This is a genomic window from Kitasatospora sp. NPDC056076, assembly GCF_042266305.1.
GTDB lineage: Bacteria > Actinomycetota > Actinomycetes > Streptomycetales > Streptomycetaceae > Kitasatospora.
Genome location: NZ_JBHJWG010000058.1, coordinates 1 through 17,329, shown reverse-complemented (window position 1 = coordinate 17,329; position 17,329 = coordinate 1). Strand labels below are relative to the sequence as shown.

Below are 17,329 nucleotides of genomic sequence, written 5' to 3'. Positions count from 1 at the left end.
ATCATGCGTTAAACGGGGGTTCATTCATCATGTCCGCATCCAGGAGACTGCTCGTCGCCACTCTGGTCGCCACCGCCGCGCTCGGCCTCGCCGCCTGCGGCCCGGACGACCCGTCGACCCAGGGGGCCGGCGCCTCCACCGCGACCGCCGCCCCGGCCAGCGGCGGGGCGGCCTCGCCCACCGCGGCCCCGGCCACCGGGACGGGCAAGCCCGCCCCGGCCGGCAAGCCCACCGACGGCGGCCCGGAGGGCTTCTGCACCCACGAGCCGCTGCCCGCCGGGCAGAAGTGGATCGAGCCGGTGAAGGGCACCAGTGCGACGACGCTGGTCTACAAGGAGACCAAGGACGCCTGCGGCGTCAACGACGTCGCCCTCGAACCGACGGGCGCCGACAAGAGCGCGACCTTCGCCCCCGGCGCCAAGGGCCACCTCAAGTCGGTCGTCGCCGCCCCGAAGGACGTCGTCGTCGCCGAGCTGGTGAAGCACATCAACGAGTGCATCGCCACGCCCGGCAACCAGAAGGGCTCGTACCCCTGCAACAGCGGCACCTACAAGGTCGCCCTCGACGCCTCCGGCAAGGTCGTCGAGATGTGGGAGCGCCCCAGCTCCTGAGCCGACGCCAGGCCCGGCTCCGGGCCGCCCGCCTCAACGGTGGGCGCCCCGGCGCCCCGGGCACACCCCCGCTCCGCGACCCTTAGGGGAGATCGGTCCCCACGTCATACCGCAGCAGCAGACGCCCCCGGGAAGCCTCGTCATTCCAGCTCATGGCCCCTGCGGCGCGGGACCGTTACGTTGAGGGCGTGTCCACTGCTGTCATCAAGACCGAGGGCCTCACCAAGAGCTTCCCCCGGGTCACCGCGCTCGACCAGCTGACCGTCGAGGTCCAGCCCGGGGTCGTCGGGCTGGTCGGGGCCAACGGGGCGGGCAAGTCCACCCTGATCAAGATCCTGCTCGGGCTCGCCCCGGCGACGTCCGGCCGCGGCGAGGTGCTCGGCCTGGACATCGCCACCCGGGGCTCGGAGATCCGCGAACAGGTCGGCTACATGCCCGAACACGACTGCCTGCCACCGGACGTCTCGGCGACGGAGTTCGTGGTGCACATGGCGCGGATGGCGGGGCTGCCCGCGACCGCCGCGCGGGAGCGCACCGCGGACACGCTGCGGCACGTGGGCCTGTACGAGGAGCGGTACCGCCCGATGGGCGGCTACTCGACCGGCATGAAGCAGCGGGTGAAGCTGGCCCAGGCGCTGGTGCACGACCCGAAGCTGGTGCTGCTGGACGAGCCGACCAACGGCCTGGACCCGGCCGGCCGGGACGAGATGCTCGCCCTGATCCGCCGGGTGCACACCGACTTCGGCATCTCGGTGCTGGTCACCACCCACCTGCTCGGCGAGCTGGAGCGGACCTGCGACCACCTGGTGGTGATCGACGGCGGCAAGCTGCTGCGCTCCTCCTCCACGGCCTCCTTCACCGAGGCGACCGCCGTCCTCGCGGTGGAGGTCACCGACTTCCCGCAGGACACCGCCGCCGAGCCCGGCGCCACCGTCCGGGAGCGCCTCGCCGCCACCGGGCTGGACGTCCGGGCGGAGGGCTCGCACCTGCTGCTGGTCCGGCTGGACGGCGAGGACACCTACGACACCATCCGCGACACGGTCGCCGAACTCGGCCTCGGCCTGGTCCGGTTGGAGCAGCGCCGGCACCGGGTCGCGGAACTCTTCACCGACCACGAGGAAGCCGATGCCATGGCGTACGACGCGCCCCACGGCGACGACCGGAGCAGCAGGGGAGGGACGGACGATGCCGCAGCCTCCTGACACCAGGGCCGCCGACACCGGTGTCATCCACGACATCGGCTACCGCGGCTACACCGGTCCGCGCCTCGGCCGCGCCTACGCCACCCGCTCGCTCTTCACCCAGAGCCTGCGCGCCGCCTACGGCCTGGGCCGCTCCGGCAAGTCCAAGGTGCTGCCGATGCTGCTGCTGGGTGTGGTCACCGTCCCGGCGATGATCTTCGTCGCGGGCGCGGTCTACCTCAAGCGGGACGAACTCCCGGTCGAGTACGCCGGCTACCTCTCCAGCCTCGGCCTGGTGGTGTCGATCTTCCTCGCCGCCCAGGCGCCGGTGCTGCTCTCCCGGGACCTCCGCTACCACACCGTCCCGCTGTACTTCTCCCGTCCGATCACCCGCGCCGACTACGTCCGGGCCAAGTTCGGCGCCATGGCCTGCGCCCAGTTCCTGCTGATGGCAGCCCCGTTGCTGGTGCTGTACGCGGGCGCGCTGCTCGCCGGGATGGACTTCGGGCACAACACCGGCCAGTTCCTCTACGGCCTGGTGGCGGCCGTGCTCTACGCCCTGGTGCCCACCTCGGTGGCCCTGGTGATCGCCGCGAGCACCCCGCGCCGGGGCTTCGGGGTGGCCGCCATCATGGGCTACCTGGTCGTGAGTTCGACCCTCGCCGCAGTCGTGGTCGGCATCAGCAGCCCCGGCCCGGGCGGCTCGGACGCGGCCCAGTGGACGTCGCTGATCTCGCCGAACGGCCTGGTGGAGGCGCTGGTCAACCAGGTCTTCGACCTCGGGTCCGGGATCGACCGCCGGCACGCCCCGGGGGCGCTCGGCACGCTGGTGTTCGCACTCGTCGCCGCGGCGATGGTGGCGGGCTCCTACCGCCTCCTGCTGCGCCGCTACGAGAAGGTCTGAGAGGGCGGCATGGCCACCATCACCATCGACAAGGTCTCCCGCTGGTTCGGGAACGTGGTCGCGGTCAACGACATCTCCATGTCGATCGGCCCCGGCATCACCGGGCTGCTCGGGCCGAACGGCGCGGGCAAGTCCACCCTCATCCACATGATGAGCGGCTTCCTCGCCCCCTCCAGCGGCGCGGTCACCCTGGACGGCGCGCAGATCTGGCGCAACCAGCAGGTGTACCGGCAGATCGGCCTGGTGCCCGAGCGGGAGTCGATGTACGACTACCTGACCGGCTGGGAGTTCGTCCTCGCCAACGCCGAACTGCACGGCCTGCCGCAGCCCGGCGCCGCCGCCCGGCGCGCCCTCGACCTGGTCGAGATGGCGCCCGCCAAGGACCGCCGCACCGGGACGTACTCCAAGGGCATGAAGCAGCGGGTCAAGATGGCCTCGGCGCTGGTCCACGACCCGGCCGTGCTGCTGCTGGACGAGCCCTTCAACGGCATGGACCCGCGCCAGCGGCTCCAGCTGATGGAGCTGCTGCGCCGCTTCGGCGCGGACGGCCGGACGGTGCTGTTCTCCTCCCACATCCTGGAGGAGGTCGAGCAACTGGCCCGGCACATCGAGGTGGTGGTGGCCGGACGGCACGCCGCCTCGGGCGACTTCCGGCGGATCCGGCGGCTGATGACCGACCGGCCGCACCGCTACCTGGTCCGCTCCAGCGACGACCGCCGGCTCGCCGCCGCACTGATCGCCGACGGCTCGACCACCGGCATCGAGGTGGACGAGCGGGAACGGGCACTGCGGATCGAGGCGGTGAACTTCCAGGGCTTCACCACCCTGCTGCCCAGGGTCGCCCGGGAGGCCGGCATCCGGCTGTACACCGTGTCCCCGGCGGACGAGTCGCTGGAGAGCGTCTTCTCCTACCTGGTCTCGGCATGACCCCCGGCCCCACCCGCGCCACCCACCGGACCCAGGAAGGGGTCGACCGACCATGAACCCGACCGTCGCCAGGCTGACCCTGCGCGGCCTGCTCGGCCGCCGCCGCGGCGCGCTGCTGCTGGTGGCCCCGGCCCTGCTGCTGATCGTCGCGGCGATCGCCGCCGGGTCGAGCGGCGACGCGCACAGCCTGACCGTCAAGATCCTCGGCCAGCTGGACCTCGGCACCCTGCTGCCGATCCTCGGCCTGGTGATCGGCACCGGGGTGATCGCCACCGAGATCGACGACGGCTCGATCGTCTACCTGCTGGCCAAGCCGCTGCCGCGCTGGCAGATCATCACCACCAAGCTGGCCGTCGCGATCGGCACCACCTGGGTGTTCGCCGCCGTCCCGACGCTGCTCGCCGGGCTGCTGCTGTACGGGACGAAGGACGGCGTGGCGCTCGGCTACACCGTCGCGGTGCTGGTCGCCGGGGCCGTGTACAGCGCGCTGTTCCTGCTGCTCGGCGTGGTCACCCGGCACGCGGTGGTGGCCGGGCTGGCGTACGCGCTGATCTGGGAGTCGCTGATCGGCAACTTCGTCGAGGGCGCCCGCACGCTGAGCGTCCAGCAGTGGGGCCGGGCGGTCGCCGAGGCGGTCGCGGGGGACAACGCGATCGGCGCCGACGTGTCGCTCGGGGCGGCCGTCCCGCTGCTGCTGGTGGTCGCCGTCGGGGCGACCGTGCTGGCCTCGGTGAAGCTGGCCGGGCTGACCCTGGCCGCCGAGGAGTAGGCCGCGCCTCGCGCGACCGGGCCCGGACTCCCACGGAGTCCGGGCCCGGTCGGCGTTGCGGGGGAGTCCTACAGGGTCCGGTTCCGTCCGGCGCCGAGACCGGCCGCGCCGACCACCAGGACCAGCACCAGCATCAGCACCAGGGTGGCGTCCCAGCCGCCGGTGAGCTGGTGCAGCGCCCCGGCGCCGACCGGGCCGGCCGCCGCGACCAGGTAGCCGATCGCCTGGGACATGCCGCCCAGCTGGGCGGCGCCGGCCGCAGTGCCGGTGCGCAGCACGATGAAGGCCAGGCCGAGGCCGAGCGAGCCGCCCTGGGCCAGGCCGAGGATGGTCGCCGACACCCAGGCGCCGGAGACCGGGGCGACCAGCAGCAGGGCGATGCCGAGCCCGTTCAGGACGGCCATGGTGACGGCGAGGGCGCGCTGGCTCGTCATCCGGCCGGCCATCAGCGGCACCAGGAAGGCGCCGGCCACCTGCACCAGGTTGGAGTAGGCGAAGACCAGGCTGGCCTGGCCCCGGTCCATGCCGTGGTCGGCCAGGATCGTCGGCATCCACGCGACCAGGGTGTAGACCAGCAGCGAGGAGATGCCCATGAACAGGCTGATCTGCCAGGCCAGCGGGGACTTCCAGATGCCCTCGATCGGCTTGCCGGCCCTGGCGGCCGCTCCGGGTCGGTCGTCCCGGGCGGGGGCGGCCACCCCGGCCTTCGCCTGCCGGGAGCGCAGCACCTGCGGCAGCCAGGCCACCGCGGCGATCAGCGCGAGCAGCGACCAGGCGCCGAGCGAGGCCCGCCAGCCGCCGCCGAGCGCGTGCTCCAGCGGGACGGAGGTGCCGGCCGCGAGGGTGGCGCCGACCAGCATGGTGGTCGAGTAGACGCCGGTCATGGTGGCCGCGCGGTCCGGGAACTCCCGCTTGACCAGGCCCGGCATCGACACGTTCAGCACCGCGATGGCCACGCCGATCACCACGCAGCCCGCGTACAGGGCGAACACCGAGGGCAGCACCCGCAGCAGCACGCCGGCGCCGAGCACCAGCACCGCGCCGAGCACCACCCGCTCGGTGCCGAACCGGCGGGTCAGCCGGGGGGTGAGCGGGGCGCCGACGCCCTGGAACAGCACCGGGATGGTGGTGATCAGCCCGCCCGCGGTGGCGGACAGCCCGAAGGTGCGCTGGATCTCGCCGACCATCGGGGAGATTGCGGCCAGACAGGCGCGCATGTTCAGCGCGACCAGCAGGATGCCGGTCAGCAGCAGCGCGGGGTGGGCCAGCCGGCTGCGGACGGGGAGCGGGGCGGCAGTGGTGACAACCGGCTGCGGGGCGCGGGTGACGGCCATGGGTGTGCTGTTCTTTCCGGGGCTCGGGGGTGGCGCGGGCACGGCGGGAGGAGGCCTCCACCGGCCGCGGGCAGGACGGGAGGGCAGGACGGGCGGGCAGGACGGGAGGGAGCAGGCAGCGGGGCTGCGTGCGGAAGCGGGGCTTGCGCCGTCCTACTTCCGGGCCGCGATGGCCGCGAGGAGCTGCTCGACGGCCGCGGTGGGCTCGGCGAGCAGCGCCCGACACGCCGCCTCGGCGCGGTCCGGGTCGCCGCTCTCGATGGCGTCCACCAGCGCCTCGTGGGTGGCCACGACCGCCTCGGGCATCTCGTGGTCGCCGAAGGCGGAGGTCATCGCCTCGCGCACGGAGGCGCCGAAGTAGCGGTACACCTCGGCCAGCGCCGGGTTGTGCGCGGCCTCGACGATGGCGGTGTGGAACTCCAGGTCGTGCTCGACGGTGGCCTGGCGGCCGGCCCGCTCGGAGTGCTGGGCGAAGACCTCGGCCTCACGGGCCAGCGCGGCCCGCATCCGCCGGACGTCCTCGGGGGTGTGCCGCAGCGCGGCCAGTCGGGCGGCCTCGGTCTCCAGCGCGGCGCGGACCTCCAGGACGTCCCGGATGCCCGAGCGCTGGACGCCGCGGAGCACCGCCGCCGGGTCGCTGGTGGACCGTACGAAGGTGCCCTCGCCCTGCCGGGAGACCAGCATCCCGGCGTGCACCAGCACCCGGAGGGCCTCCCGCACGGTGTTGCGGCCGACCTGCAGCTGCTCGGCCAGCTCGTGCTCGGTGGGGATCTGCGACCCCACCGGCCAGGCTCCGCCGGCCAGCTGCTCGCGCAGCCGGTCGATCGCGGTGTCCACCAGGGAACGCCGCCCGGCCGCCTGCAGGCCGTTTCCGTCGCCGCTCATGCCGGGCCTCCCTTCGCACACCACTCATCGGTCGTCGGTCATCCTACAACCACGTGCCCGGTCATCCTACAACTGGGGGTGAACCGTCCGTGAACGTGTCCCGGGGGGGGCGCTCAGCGCGTCGGGTAGAGGCGCTCCAGGACGACCGCGACGCCGTCCTCGTCGTTGCCCGCGGTGACCTCGTCGGCGACGGCGAGCAGTTCCTCGTGGGCGTTGGCCATGGCCACGCCGTGCGCCGCCCAGCCGAACATCGGCACGTCGTTGGGCATGTCGCCGAAGGCGATGGTGTCGGCGGCGCGCACTCCCAGGCGGCGGGCGGCGACGGCCAGGCCGGTGGCCTTGGACAGGCCCAGCGGCAGCAGTTCGACCACGCCGGGGCCGGCCATCACCACGCCGACCAGGTCGCCGGCGGCGCGCCGGGCGGCCTCGGCGAGGCCGTCGTCGGTCAGCCCGGGGTGCTGGATGTAGAGCTTGCTGAGCGGGGAGGCGAAGAGTTCGCCGCGCTCGGCCCGGACGACCGGGAGGTCGGAGCCGATCAGCAGCTCGTAGCCGGGGCCGGCCAGTACCTGGCCGTCCAGGCCGTCCTGGTTGGCGGCGACGGCCAGCGGGCCGGTCTCGGCCTCGATCTTCTCGATCGCGACCGCGGCGAGCCGGCGGTCCAGGGTGAGCGAGGTGAGCAGCTTGTGGGCGCCGGCGTCGTAGACCTGGGCGCCCTGGCCGCAGACCGCTATCCCGGTGTAGCCGATCTCGTCGAAGACCGGACGGGCCCAGACGGCCGAGCGGCCGGTCACCACGATGTGCAGCGCGCCCGCGCCGGTGGCCGCGGCCAGCGCGGCGCGGGTGCGCTCGGAGACGGTTTCCGCGCTGGTGAGCAGGGTGCCGTCGAGGTCGGTGGCGACCAGCCGGTAGGGCAGGTCGCCACCGATCAGGTGGGTGGAGGAGGTCACTTGACCGGCTCGAGGACGGTCCGCCCGCCGAGGTACGGACGCAGCGCCTCGGGCACGACGACCGAGCCGTCGGCCTGCTGGTGGTTCTCCAGGATCGCCACGATGGTGCGCGGCACGGCGACCAGGGTGCCGTTCAGGGTGGCGAGCGGGCGGGTCTTGCCGTCCTCGCGCATCCGGATCGACAGCCGGCGGGCCTGGTACTCGGTGGTGTTGGAGGTCGAGGTGACCTCGCGGTACTTGCCCTGGGTCGGGATCCAGGCCTCGATGTCGAACTTGCGCACGGCCGAGGAGCCGAGGTCGCCGGAGGCGACGTCGATCACCCGGTACGGCAGCTCCAGCGCGTTGAGGAAGTCCTTCTCCCACTGGAGCAGGCGGCGGTGCTCGTTCTCCGCGTCCTCGGGCGTGGTGAAGACGAACATCTCCACCTTCTCGAACTGGTGGACCCGGATGATGCCGCGGGTGTCCTTGCCGTAGGTGCCGGCCTCGCGGCGGAAGCAGGACGAGTAGCCGGCGTAGCGCAGCGGCAGCTTGTCGGCCTCGATGATCTCGTCCATGTGGTACGCCGCCAGCGGGACCTCGCTGGTGCCGACCAGGTACTTGTCCTCCTCGGGGAGGTGGTACACGTTCTCGGCGGCCTGGCCGAGGAAGCCGGTGCCGTCCATGGCGGCCGGGCGGACCAGGGCCGGGGTGATCATCGGGATGAAGCCGGCCGCGGTGGCCTGGGCGATCGCCATGTTGACCAGGGCGAGCTCCAGCAGCGCGCCGGGACCGGTCAGGTAGTAGGAGCGGGCACCGGCGACCTTGGCGCCGCGCTCGGTGTCGATCGCGCCCAGCAGCTGGCCCAGCTCGACGTGGTCGCGGGGCTCGAAGCCCTCGGCGGCGAAGTCGCGCGGGGTGCCGATCTCCTCCAGGGTGACGAAGTCCTCCTCGCCGCCGACCGGGGCGGCCGGGTCGATGAGGTTCGCCAGGGAGCGGAGCAGGCGGTCCGCCTCCTCCTTGGCCGCGCTCTGCTCGGCGTCCGCGGCCTTGACCTCGGTGGCCAGCTCCTTGGTGCGCTGCAGCAGGGCGGTCTTCTCGTCGCCCTTGGCCTGGGCGACCTGCTTGCCGAGCACCCGCTGCTCGTTGCGCAGTTCGTCGAAGCGGCTGCCCGAGGACCGGCGCCGTTCGTCGGCGGAGAGGAGGGCGTCGACGATGTCGACGTCCTCGCCACGGACGCGCTGCGAGGCGCGCACTCGGTCAGGGTCCTCACGAAGCAGGCGAAGGTCAATCACAGGCCCAAGCGTACCGGGCGGCCGTTCCTCCACCGGTACCGGTTTTCCCCTGGGGATAACCCGCCGGTTCCTGTGGATAACTCCGGTGGAGAACCGTCCGCCCCCAGGCCGGGGGCGGGTTATCCACAGGCCCGGCCCCGGGCCTGTGGATGGGGGGCGGGGATCGGGATCCGCTGATCGAAACCAGGGAATTGAGGTTTCAAACCTCAATGAACCTTCTCGGGTGAGGGAATTGAAGCACTCGCACGGGTGATTTGCAGGCAAGCGGGTGACTCTGGTCCGATAAGTCATCTCTGCGACGCAAACCGATGGTCCGACCAGTTCTGGGCAATGGCTATACCGGTTTGTCGACTCATCCCCAGGCCTGTGGATAACTTCCGGCTGTGGACAGCGGGGACGCCTGTGGACAGTGGCCCCCGGAGCGCGGCGTTCCTGTGGATGACGGTACGGTCACCCGCCGCGTTCGGTCGGGCCGGTCGATAACGGTCGGAAAAGGTCAGAAAGACACGAGATGACGCTCAGTTGTCCGGAGCCGACCCACCTCGGGGAATCAGATGTCCCCGCGCCCGTCGAGTGCCCGGGAGAGCCAGTCCGCCGCCGCGGTGAAATCCTCGTCCGACGTGCCCGGCCGCCGGTGCTTGGACACCTGCCGGTCCGCGCGCGGATAGGAGCCGAGGAACCGGACCTGCGGGCTGATCCGCTTGAGCCCCATCATCGCCTCGGCCACCCGCCGCTCCGACAGGTGCCCCTCGCAGTCGATCAGGAAGCAGTAGCTGCCCAGCCCCTCGCCGGTCGGCCGGGACTCGATCCGCATCAGGTTCACCCCGCGCACCGCGAACTCCTGCAGCAGCTCCAGCAGCGCACCCGGGTGGTCGTCCGGCAGCCAGACCACCATCGAGGTCTTGTCCGCCCCGGTCGGCGAGGAGACCCGCCCCGGACGGCCGACCAGCACGAACCGGGTGGTCGCGCTCTGGGCGTCCGCGATCTCCTTGACCAGCGGGTCCAGCCCGTAGATCGGCGCCGCGAACTCGCCCGCGAACGCCCCGTCGTACCGGCCCTCGGCGACCAGCCGGGCGCCGTCCGCGTTGGAGGCGGCCGACTCCCAGACCGCGTCCGGCAGGTTGGCCGCCAGCCACTTGCGCACCTGCGGCTGGGCCACCGGGTGGCTGGTCACCGTCTTGACCCCGGACAGCTCGGTGCCCGGCCGCACCAGCAGCGCGAAGGTGATCGGCAGCAGCACCTCGCGGTAGATCATCAGCGGTGCGCCGGCGGCCAGTTCGTCGTTGGTCGCGGTGACCGCGCCCTCCACCGAGTTCTCGATCGGCACGAACGCCCCGGCGGCCTCCCCGGCGCGCACCGCCTCCAGCGCCAGCGCCACCGAGGACAGCGGCACCAGCTCCCGGGTCGCCGCCTCGGGCAGGGTGTGCAGCGCCGCCTCGGTGAAGGTGCCGGCCGGGCCGAGGTAGGTGTAGCGGGTGGCCGACATGACGCCTCCGTTGCCAGGGGGGTGGTGCCCGAGCCGGGTGCTGCCCGAGCGGGGTGGTGCCGAAGCAGTCACCATAACGAGTCCGCGGCTCCGGCATGACCGCGTTCCGGTGGCCGGGACCGCTCCTCGCGCGCGGGCGCTACCCGTCCAGGAGTTGCTGCCCCAGGTAGCCCCCGGCCGGCACCCCCGGGGGGACGGCGTACAGCCCGCTCGCCTCGTGCCGGAGGAAGCGGGACAGCCCGTCGCCCCGGGAGAGCTTGCGCTGCACCGGGGTGAAGCCCCTGCGCGGGTCGGCCTGGAAGGCGAGGAAGAGCAGGCCGGCGTCCGGCGAGCCGTCCGGCAGCGCCCCGTCGTGGTACGAGAAGCCGCGCCGCAGCATCGCCGCCCCGCCGTTGCCCGCCGGGGCGGCGACCCGGACGTGGGCGTCGGCGGGGACGGCGAGGGCGCCGTCCGGGCCCTGGGCGGCGAGGTCCACCGGGGTGCCCTCGCCCGAGCCGGCCGGCGCGCTCAGCGGCGAACCGTCCGACTTGCGCCGGCCGATCACCCGCTCCTGGCGGTCCACCGGAAGCTCCTCCCAGTGGTCCAGCAGCATCCGGATCCGCCGGAACACCAGGTACGAGCCCCCGGCCAGCCAGGCCGGCTGGTCCCCGCCCGGGGCGCAGAACACCTTGGCGGCGAAGCCGTCCTCGCCGGGCCTGGGGTTGTTGGTGCCGTCGATCTGGCCCATCAGGTTGCGCCCGGTCACCGGGCGGGCGGCGGCGCCGGGGGTGCGGGCGAAGCCGGCCGACTGCCAGCGCAGGGCCGCCGTGCCGGCCGCCAGCTTCTGCAGGGTCCGCAGGGCGTGCAGCGTCACCAGCGCGTCGTCGGCGCCGATCTGGACGAACAGGTCGCCGTCGCCGCGCGCCGGGTCCAGCGCGTCGCCGGTGAAGGCGGGCAGCGGTTCGAGGGCGGCCGGGCGGCGGTCGGCCAGCCCGGCCTTGTCGAACAGCGCGGCCCCGAAGCCGAGCGTGACGGTGAGCGAGCAGGGCCCGGCGTCCAGGGCGACCTGGTTGTCGAACTCCGCGGCCGGCTCCCCGGCGGTCAGCCGCTCGACCGCCCCGGTCCAGCGCCGTAGCAGAGCGCGCAGCCCGTCCCGGCCGGCCCCGTCGACCAGGTCGAAGGCGGCCAACTGGACGCGGGCCTGGGCGGGTTCGAGGATGCCGGCCTGGTGCTCGGCGCGGAACGGCACCCGGCCCGCGCCGAGCGCGCCGGCCCCGCCGCCGGACGCCCCCGCCCCGGCGCCCGGCCGGTCGTCGTAGGCGACCGCCCCGGCCGCGCCCGCCCCGGCGCCGACCAGCAGTCCGGCGCCGGCCGTGCCGAGCAGGGCGCGGCGGGTGAAGCCCGCCGGGCCCGTCGTCTCGTCGTGCTCCACCGCGCTCATCCGATCTTGAACTGCTGGGTGGGGGTGGTCTGGTCGATGTCCGAGGAGCGGATCTGCACCGAGACCACCCAGGTGCCAGCCAGCGGGAGCTGGGTGGTGCCGCTCCAGCGCCCGGTGCCCTCCGCGGTGAGCGCGACCGGCAGCGGGCCGAGGTCGCGGTCCGGCAGGGTGAAGGCCAGCTGCACCTCGGGGACGTCCACCGGCTTGCCGTCCGCGCCGTCCAGCGCGAGCTTGACCTCGTTCGGGCCGGTCCGGGCCGGGTTGAGGGTGACGGTCGCGGTGCCCTTGGCGTTCGGCGTCCGGCCCTTGGTGTCGTACGGCAGCTTGAGCTCCACCGTGCGGCCGGGCTCGGTCTGCGGGGCGGCCGCCGATGCGCCCGCCGCCGGGGCGGCGTTGCCGGCCGCCTTGACCTCGCCCGCGACCCGCCCGGGCGGGGAGTTGGTGAGCATCGTGGTGACCACCAGCACCGCCACCGCGACCAGCGCCTCCACCAGCACCGAGCGGCGCAGCCCGGCCCTGGTCGGGGTCAGCCCGCGCTCGCGGCCGGCGGTGCGCGCGGCGGCACGCTGCCGTTCCAACTGGGCCCGTCGGACCGGGTCCTCGCCGTGCGCGACGGCGCCGACCGGCTCGGGCACCTCGGCCCGTTCGACCTCCGCCGCCTCGGCCGGGGCCGAGCGCAGCCGGGCCAGCCAGCTGCGGGAGATCCAGGCGACGCCCAGCATCACGACCACGCAGCCGGTCTTCACCAGCAGCAGCTTCCCGTACTCGGTGCCGGTCAGGGCGCTCCAACTGCCCAGGCCCCGCCAGGACTGGTAGACCCCGGTGACGGCCAGCACGGCCACCGAGCCGAAGGCGATCCGGGAGAAGCGGTCCACCACCTCGGCGCCGACGCCCTCGCGCAGCGCGACCAGCAGCGAGGCCAGCCCGCCCAGCCAGAGCGCCATCGCGATCAGGTGCAGGATGCCGAACGGCAGGGCCAGCCAGACCTGGATGCCCACCGAGGCGTGGTCGGCGCCGACCCAGGTCGCGGAGAGCGCCACCGCGAGCACCAGTCCGGCCACGCCCAGGCCGATCCGGGCCTCGCGCTGCGGCCGTGCGGCGGCCCGCTGCTCCAGCTCGTGCAGCTCGGCGGCCTCGGTGTCGTCGTCGTGCGGTTCCGCGTCCGCGTCCGTGTCTGAGCCCGAGCCCGAGCCCGGGCCCGCGGTCGCGACCGGCTTGGGCGGCTGTCCCAACTGCCCGACCAGCAGCGACAGGAAGATCCCGGCCGCGGCGAGCAGCAGCAGCCGGGCCGCCAGTGCGGTGCCGATCCGCTCGTCCAGGGTGGCGCGCACCAGCGACAGGTCGAGGGCCTGGCCGACGCCGGAGCCGCGCTCGTACGGGCCGCGCAGCATCAGCACCGCGACGGTCGAGGCCAGCAGCGCCGTCCAGCCGGTCATCAGCAGCCGCTGCACCGGGCGCCGGGCGGCGCCGGCCGGCCAGCAGACCAGGACGAAGGCGGCGACCCCGGCGAGCAGCGCGAAGGCGGCGTACGCGACGGTGCGGCCCGTGCCGTACAGGGCGGCGACCAGGCCGTCGGCCTTGGCGCCCTGCAGCGCGGTGGTGGACACCGAGGTGTCCGAGGGTGCGCCGATGGAGAAGGTGAACGCCCCGCCGACCGGGTGGGAGTCCTCCGAGACGGCCCGCCAGGCGACGGTGTACGTGCCGTTGGCGAGGCCGCTGCTGAGGCCGACCCGGGCGGTGTTGCCCTTGCCGTCGGCGTGCGCCGGGTTGCCGGTGTCCACGGCCTTGCCGGCCGGGTCGAGCACCCGGACGGAGTCGCTCGACAGCGACACCGCCTCGCTGAAGGTCAGGGTCACCGCCGGCGGGGCGGTGGCGACCACCGAGTTCTGCGACGGGTCGGTGGAGTCCAGGGTGGCGTGCGCGGACGCCGGGGCGGCGCCGGCGAGCATCAGCGCGAGCAGCGTGCCGAGCGTTCCCAGCGCCGCGGCGATGCGCAGCGGGACGCTCCGGCGGCGCGCGGCCGGCGGCCGTGACGCGCTGCGGGGGTGGGCGGCCTTCTCCATGCTGGCGGGTCCCCTAACTCTGGCCGGGGCGGTAGGTGAGCTCCTTGACCGGCACCTTGACGGAGATGGTGCCGGACTTGGCGAAGGTCAGGTCGAGCTCCAGCTCGTCACCCAGGGCGGGGGCCTTCTGCCAGTCCATGATCATCAGGTGGGTGCCGCCGCGGGCGAGCTGCAGCGCGCCGTGCGCGGGCACGTCCAGGCTGTTCACCTGCTCCATGGTCGAGGCGGTCGAGCGGTGCATGGTGACCGACCCGGCGGCGGGGCTGGTCACCTTGAGCAGCTGGTCCGGCCCGCCGTCGTTGCGGACGGTCAGGTAGCCGGCGCCCATCCCGCCCGCCGGGGGCAGCGGGATGTAGGAGTCGGCCACGCTCAGCTTCGCCGGACCGGCGTCCGACGGGCCGCCGTCCGGGCCGCCCGTCCCGCAGGCGGCGAGTATCGCGCCGCCGCCGAGGACCGTCGCCAGCACCGCCCCGGCCAGGGCCGAGCGGCGGAACCGTCGGTTCGCCGCCATCACGCCGCGACCCCCTTGGCGAGCAGCGGCAGGTCGTGCTCGTAGGTCTTCTCCTCGGTGCCGCTCATGTAGAGCACGTGCGCCTTGTCGTCCGAGGGGAGGAAGGCCAGCACCTGCGCGCCGTGGGTGGAGGTGACGGTGCCGTCCGCGTTGACCACCGGGTCCTCGATCATGATGCCGAGCGACTTGGCCGCGGTCTTCACCTTCGCCAGGTCGCCGGTGAGGCCTATGAAGTCGGTGCCCATCGAGTCCAGCCAGGTGCGCAGCACCTTGGGGGTGTCGCGCTGCGGGTCGGTGGAGACGAAGACGACGTTGACCTTCTTCCGGTCCTCCGCCGGGAGGGCCTTCATCGCGACCCCGATGTCGCCCATGGTGGTCGGGCAGACGTCCGGGCAGCTGGTGTAGCCGAAGAACAGCAGGGTGGCCTTGCCGTTGGTCTGCTGCCGCAGGTCGTACGGCTGGCCGGAGGTGTCGGTCAGCTGGAGGTCCGGCTTCTCGAAGTTCCTGGCCAGCTTGGTGCCCTGGTACGGGGTGTCCTCCTTCTGCTGGGTCACCTTGGCGGCGGTCGAACCGCCGCCGCCGGAGGAGCCGCAGGCGGACAGGGTCAGCGCGGCGGCCAGGGCGAGGGCGGCGGCGCCGGCCAGTCGGGTGGAGCGGGCGGTGCGGGGCATGGTGGTTCCGATCGGACGCGGTGGACCGCCGGCGGGGCCGTACCGGGAGGGGTACGGCCCCGCCGGCGAGGGGTCAGGAGGCGGAGCCGCTGTTCCTGCGGCGCAGGCCGAGCACGCCGACGGCGGTGCCGATCACGCCGACGACGATGCCGACCACGCCGAGGGTGCGGGCGGTGCCGTCGCTGGACTTGGCGTCGCCGGCGGAGGCGGCGTGGTCGGAGCTGTCGCCGTGGGCGCCGGCGGCCGGGGAGGCGGTGGCGGAGGCGCCGTGGTGGTCGTCACCGGCGGCCTTGGTGAGCTTGAGGGCCGGGGCCGGGTGGGCCGGCTCGGGCTGGCCGGCCGCGGCCTCGTCGATCCAGCGGACCACGTCGCCGTTGTCGTAGGTCTGCAGGGCCTTGAAGACCATGCTGTCGGCGTCGGTCGGCAGCGGGCCGAGCGAGACCCGGAACTCCTGGAACTGGCCGGGGGCGATCTTGGTGCCCGGGTCGGCGGTCCAGGTGATCTTGGAGACGGCCTCGTTGACGTCGCTGCCGTGCACCTTGATCGGCTTGTCGAGCTTGGCCTTCTCGACGGCGGCCGTCCAGCCCGGCAGCGGCAGGGTCCGGACCGAGGCCAGCGGGTGGTCCAGCGGCAGGTTGACCTCCAGCTTCACCGTGCTCGCCGTGTCGCTCTCGTTCGGCACCCGGAAGTCGACGGCCGTGTAGCCGCCCTGCGCGGCCGAACCCGGGTTCACGGTGACGTGCGCGAAGGCGGGGCCGGCCAGCGCCACCACCGAGGCGGCGGCGGTCAGGGCGACGGCGGCGAGACGGCGGGTGGGAAGGGAACGCATGATGGGGGTCTCCGATCGGAGCTCGGCACGTGACCGCCGCTCTCGGCGGCGGGCTGCACGCGCGGACGTGGGGGCAGGACCAGGGGCCGCCGTCGCCGTGGACGGACGGAACGGCCCGGACACCGCGCACCGCACCCGGTCGGCCGACACCCCTCCTCGGGGTGCGCGCCAACGCCGGATCAGTACGCGAAGGCCCCGCACGGCGGCCCGCGCCGCACCACGCTGTGCCGCAGCACCGCGCCCGCGGGCAGCCGGCTCCCGCCGCCCCCCGCACCGAACCGGCGGGCCGGACCGGCCACGCCGAACAGACCGCGCAGCAACGCGGCCACCAGCACCAGCGCCGAGCGCAGCGGCTCCGCCCAGTGCTCCCGGGCCGCCGACGCCGCCACCCGCAGCAGCCGCCACAGCGCCGCCTCGCCGCGCCGCAGCCACCAGCCCGCCACCAGCGCGGCGGCCAGGTGCCCGGCCAGCATCGACGGCGTCATCCCCAGCACTCCGCCCTGCTGCCACCAGGGCACGGCGGCGTACGCGTGCGGATCCAGACCCGCCGAGGAGACCAGCTGCTCCGGCGAGGTGCCGGCGGGCAGGCCCACCAGGGTGCCCGGCCGGGCCTCGTTGCAGATCAGCCGGCCGGCCGCCTGCGGCACGCTCATCGGCACGCCGTCGTGCATCCCGTGGCCGCCCAGGCCGTGGAAGAGGCAGTGCAGCCCCAGCTGACCCGCGCCCAGCGCACCGGAGATGGCCAGCAGCGAACGCTCCCGCCCGCCGCACGCCACCGCGAGCACCAGCACCGCGGCGAAGCCCGTCGCCAGCGCGACCGGCGGCACGTTCCCGCCACCCGCCAGCGCGTGCCCGGCGGCCGCTATCAGCGTGCACACCAGCGCGAACGGGACCGCCCGGGCAAGCCGCAGGTCCCAGGCGGCCCCCACCGGCCGAGCCGGCTGCGCTCGCTCGAAGACGGGGGTGCCCTGGAACGGGGCGGCGGGGAGGGCAGTCATGGCCGGGCCATCATCTCATCGCGTACACCGCCGACACGGGCAGGGTGGGAAATCCCTACGAATGCCCCGTTCGGCCGCGGCGTGCACCCCACCGCATGCGCCCTTCGGCACAGACCCCGTCCCCAGTCCATCCGCCGAACGGGCGGTAGCCGCCCCCGGGCACGGTTCACCGCCGAATCGCCCGGAGATACCTAGTTGTATGTGGAGCCGCAGCCAGGAGGGACCTCCCGTGGACATCTGGTGGACTCTGCACCTCAAGCGCGACCCGGCCAGCGTTCCGCTGGCCCGGCGCATCCTGCTCGGTGCCATGGCGACCGCGGGCGTCGACCCCCAGATCGCCGACGACCTCGGCGTCGCCCTCACCGAGGCCTGCGCCAACGCCGTCGAACACGGCGCCACCGGCCGGCCCGACGACGGCTTCCAGGTCACCGCCGCCATCAACGGCGACCGGCTGCGGATCGAGGTCACCGACTCCGGCCCGGGCCTGCCCGCGCCCAGCGCCCCGCCCGCCCGCCGCCCGGC

17 protein-coding genes are annotated in these 17,329 nt (G+C 74.0%); 6 read left to right on the top strand and 11 right to left on the bottom strand.

Going from position 1 to position 17,329, the window contains the following annotated elements:
* The first annotated feature begins 29 nt into the window (after positions 1–29).
* The 5 genes from ACFC1T_RS33830 to ACFC1T_RS33810 all read left to right on the top strand — a co-directional run bounded on the left by ACFC1T_RS33830 (position 30) and on the right by ACFC1T_RS33810 (position 4,392).
* Complete coding sequence (locus tag ACFC1T_RS33830; protein WP_375895287.1) at positions 30–611, top strand: hypothetical protein; 582 nt, start codon at positions 30–32, stop codon at positions 609–611.
* Between the two features lie 152 nt (positions 612–763).
* Positions 764–1,813, top strand: a complete 1,050-nt coding sequence (locus ACFC1T_RS33825) for an ABC transporter ATP-binding protein (RefSeq protein ID WP_375895284.1) — start codon at positions 764–766, stop codon at positions 1,811–1,813.
* Positions 1,797–2,696 (top strand): ABC transporter permease, encoded by a 900-nt coding sequence (locus ACFC1T_RS33820; protein WP_375895281.1) that lies wholly within the window; start codon positions 1,797–1,799, stop codon positions 2,694–2,696. Before ACFC1T_RS33825 ends, ACFC1T_RS33820 begins: the two co-directional genes overlap by 17 nt.
* Before the next feature lie 9 nt (positions 2,697–2,705).
* Positions 2,706–3,623, top strand: a complete 918-nt coding sequence (locus tag ACFC1T_RS33815; RefSeq protein ID WP_375895278.1) for an ABC transporter ATP-binding protein — start codon at positions 2,706–2,708, stop codon at positions 3,621–3,623.
* A 52-nt stretch (positions 3,624–3,675) separates the two neighbouring features.
* Positions 3,676–4,392 (top strand): ABC transporter permease, encoded by a 717-nt coding sequence (locus ACFC1T_RS33810; RefSeq protein ID WP_375895275.1) that lies wholly within the window; start codon positions 3,676–3,678, stop codon positions 4,390–4,392.
* Between the two features lie 68 nt (positions 4,393–4,460).
* Here the strand turns inward: ACFC1T_RS33810 and ACFC1T_RS33805 are convergent, their stop codons facing one another.
* From ACFC1T_RS33805 to ACFC1T_RS33755, 11 genes are all read right to left on the bottom strand, one after another.
* Entirely contained in the window at positions 4,461–5,726 is a 1,266-nt protein-coding gene (locus ACFC1T_RS33805; protein ID WP_375895274.1) for a CynX/NimT family MFS transporter, read from the bottom strand.
* A gap of 153 nt (positions 5,727–5,879) precedes the next feature.
* A complete protein-coding gene (locus tag ACFC1T_RS33800) occupies positions 5,880–6,611 on the bottom strand; it encodes a FadR/GntR family transcriptional regulator (protein WP_375895271.1) in 732 nt (243 codons plus the stop codon).
* A gap of 113 nt (positions 6,612–6,724) precedes the next feature.
* A complete protein-coding gene (locus ACFC1T_RS33795) occupies positions 6,725–7,558 on the bottom strand; it encodes an HAD family hydrolase (protein ID WP_375895269.1) in 834 nt (277 codons plus the stop codon).
* Entirely contained in the window at positions 7,555–8,829 is a 1,275-nt protein-coding gene (serS, locus tag ACFC1T_RS33790) for a serine--tRNA ligase (RefSeq protein ID WP_375895266.1), read from the bottom strand. The genes ACFC1T_RS33795 and serS overlap by 4 nt, the downstream gene beginning before the upstream one ends.
* 550 nt (positions 8,830–9,379) lie before the next feature.
* A complete protein-coding gene (gene pheA / locus ACFC1T_RS33785; protein WP_375895263.1) occupies positions 9,380–10,315 on the bottom strand; it encodes a prephenate dehydratase in 936 nt (311 codons plus the stop codon).
* Positions 10,316–10,454: 139 nt separating this feature from the next.
* Positions 10,455–11,735: an iron uptake transporter deferrochelatase/peroxidase subunit gene (gene efeB / locus ACFC1T_RS33780; protein WP_375895260.1), complete on the bottom strand. Its 1,281-nt coding sequence runs from the start codon at positions 11,733–11,735 to the stop codon at positions 10,455–10,457.
* Positions 11,732–13,798, bottom strand: coding sequence for a FixH family protein (locus ACFC1T_RS33775; protein WP_375895257.1), 2,067 nt, complete (start codon positions 13,796–13,798; stop codon positions 11,732–11,734). The genes efeB and ACFC1T_RS33775 overlap by 4 nt, the downstream gene beginning before the upstream one ends.
* 13 nt (positions 13,799–13,811) lie before the next feature.
* The gene (locus ACFC1T_RS33770) at positions 13,812–14,309 is read right to left on the bottom strand and encodes a copper chaperone PCu(A)C (RefSeq protein ID WP_375895254.1); all 498 of its coding nucleotides are present in this window, start codon (positions 14,307–14,309) and stop codon (positions 13,812–13,814) included.
* Positions 14,309–14,980 (bottom strand): SCO family protein, encoded by a 672-nt coding sequence (locus ACFC1T_RS33765; RefSeq protein WP_375895252.1) that lies wholly within the window; start codon positions 14,978–14,980, stop codon positions 14,309–14,311. The genes ACFC1T_RS33770 and ACFC1T_RS33765 overlap by 1 nt, the downstream gene beginning before the upstream one ends.
* Before the next feature lie 73 nt (positions 14,981–15,053).
* Entirely contained in the window at positions 15,054–15,809 is a 756-nt protein-coding gene (locus ACFC1T_RS33760; RefSeq protein WP_375895249.1) for a YcnI family protein, read from the bottom strand.
* A 179-nt stretch (positions 15,810–15,988) separates the two neighbouring features.
* Positions 15,989–16,807 carry a hypothetical protein gene (locus ACFC1T_RS33755; protein WP_375895246.1) on the bottom strand — a complete coding sequence of 273 codons (819 nt, stop codon included), beginning with the start codon at positions 16,805–16,807 and terminating at the stop codon, positions 15,989–15,991.
* A 229-nt stretch (positions 16,808–17,036) separates the two neighbouring features.
* Between ACFC1T_RS33755 and ACFC1T_RS33750 the strand changes: the two genes are divergently transcribed.
* Positions 17,037–17,329, top strand: a 293-nt coding sequence (locus ACFC1T_RS33750) for an ATP-binding protein (RefSeq protein WP_375895243.1), incomplete at its 3' end; no start/stop codon positions are given.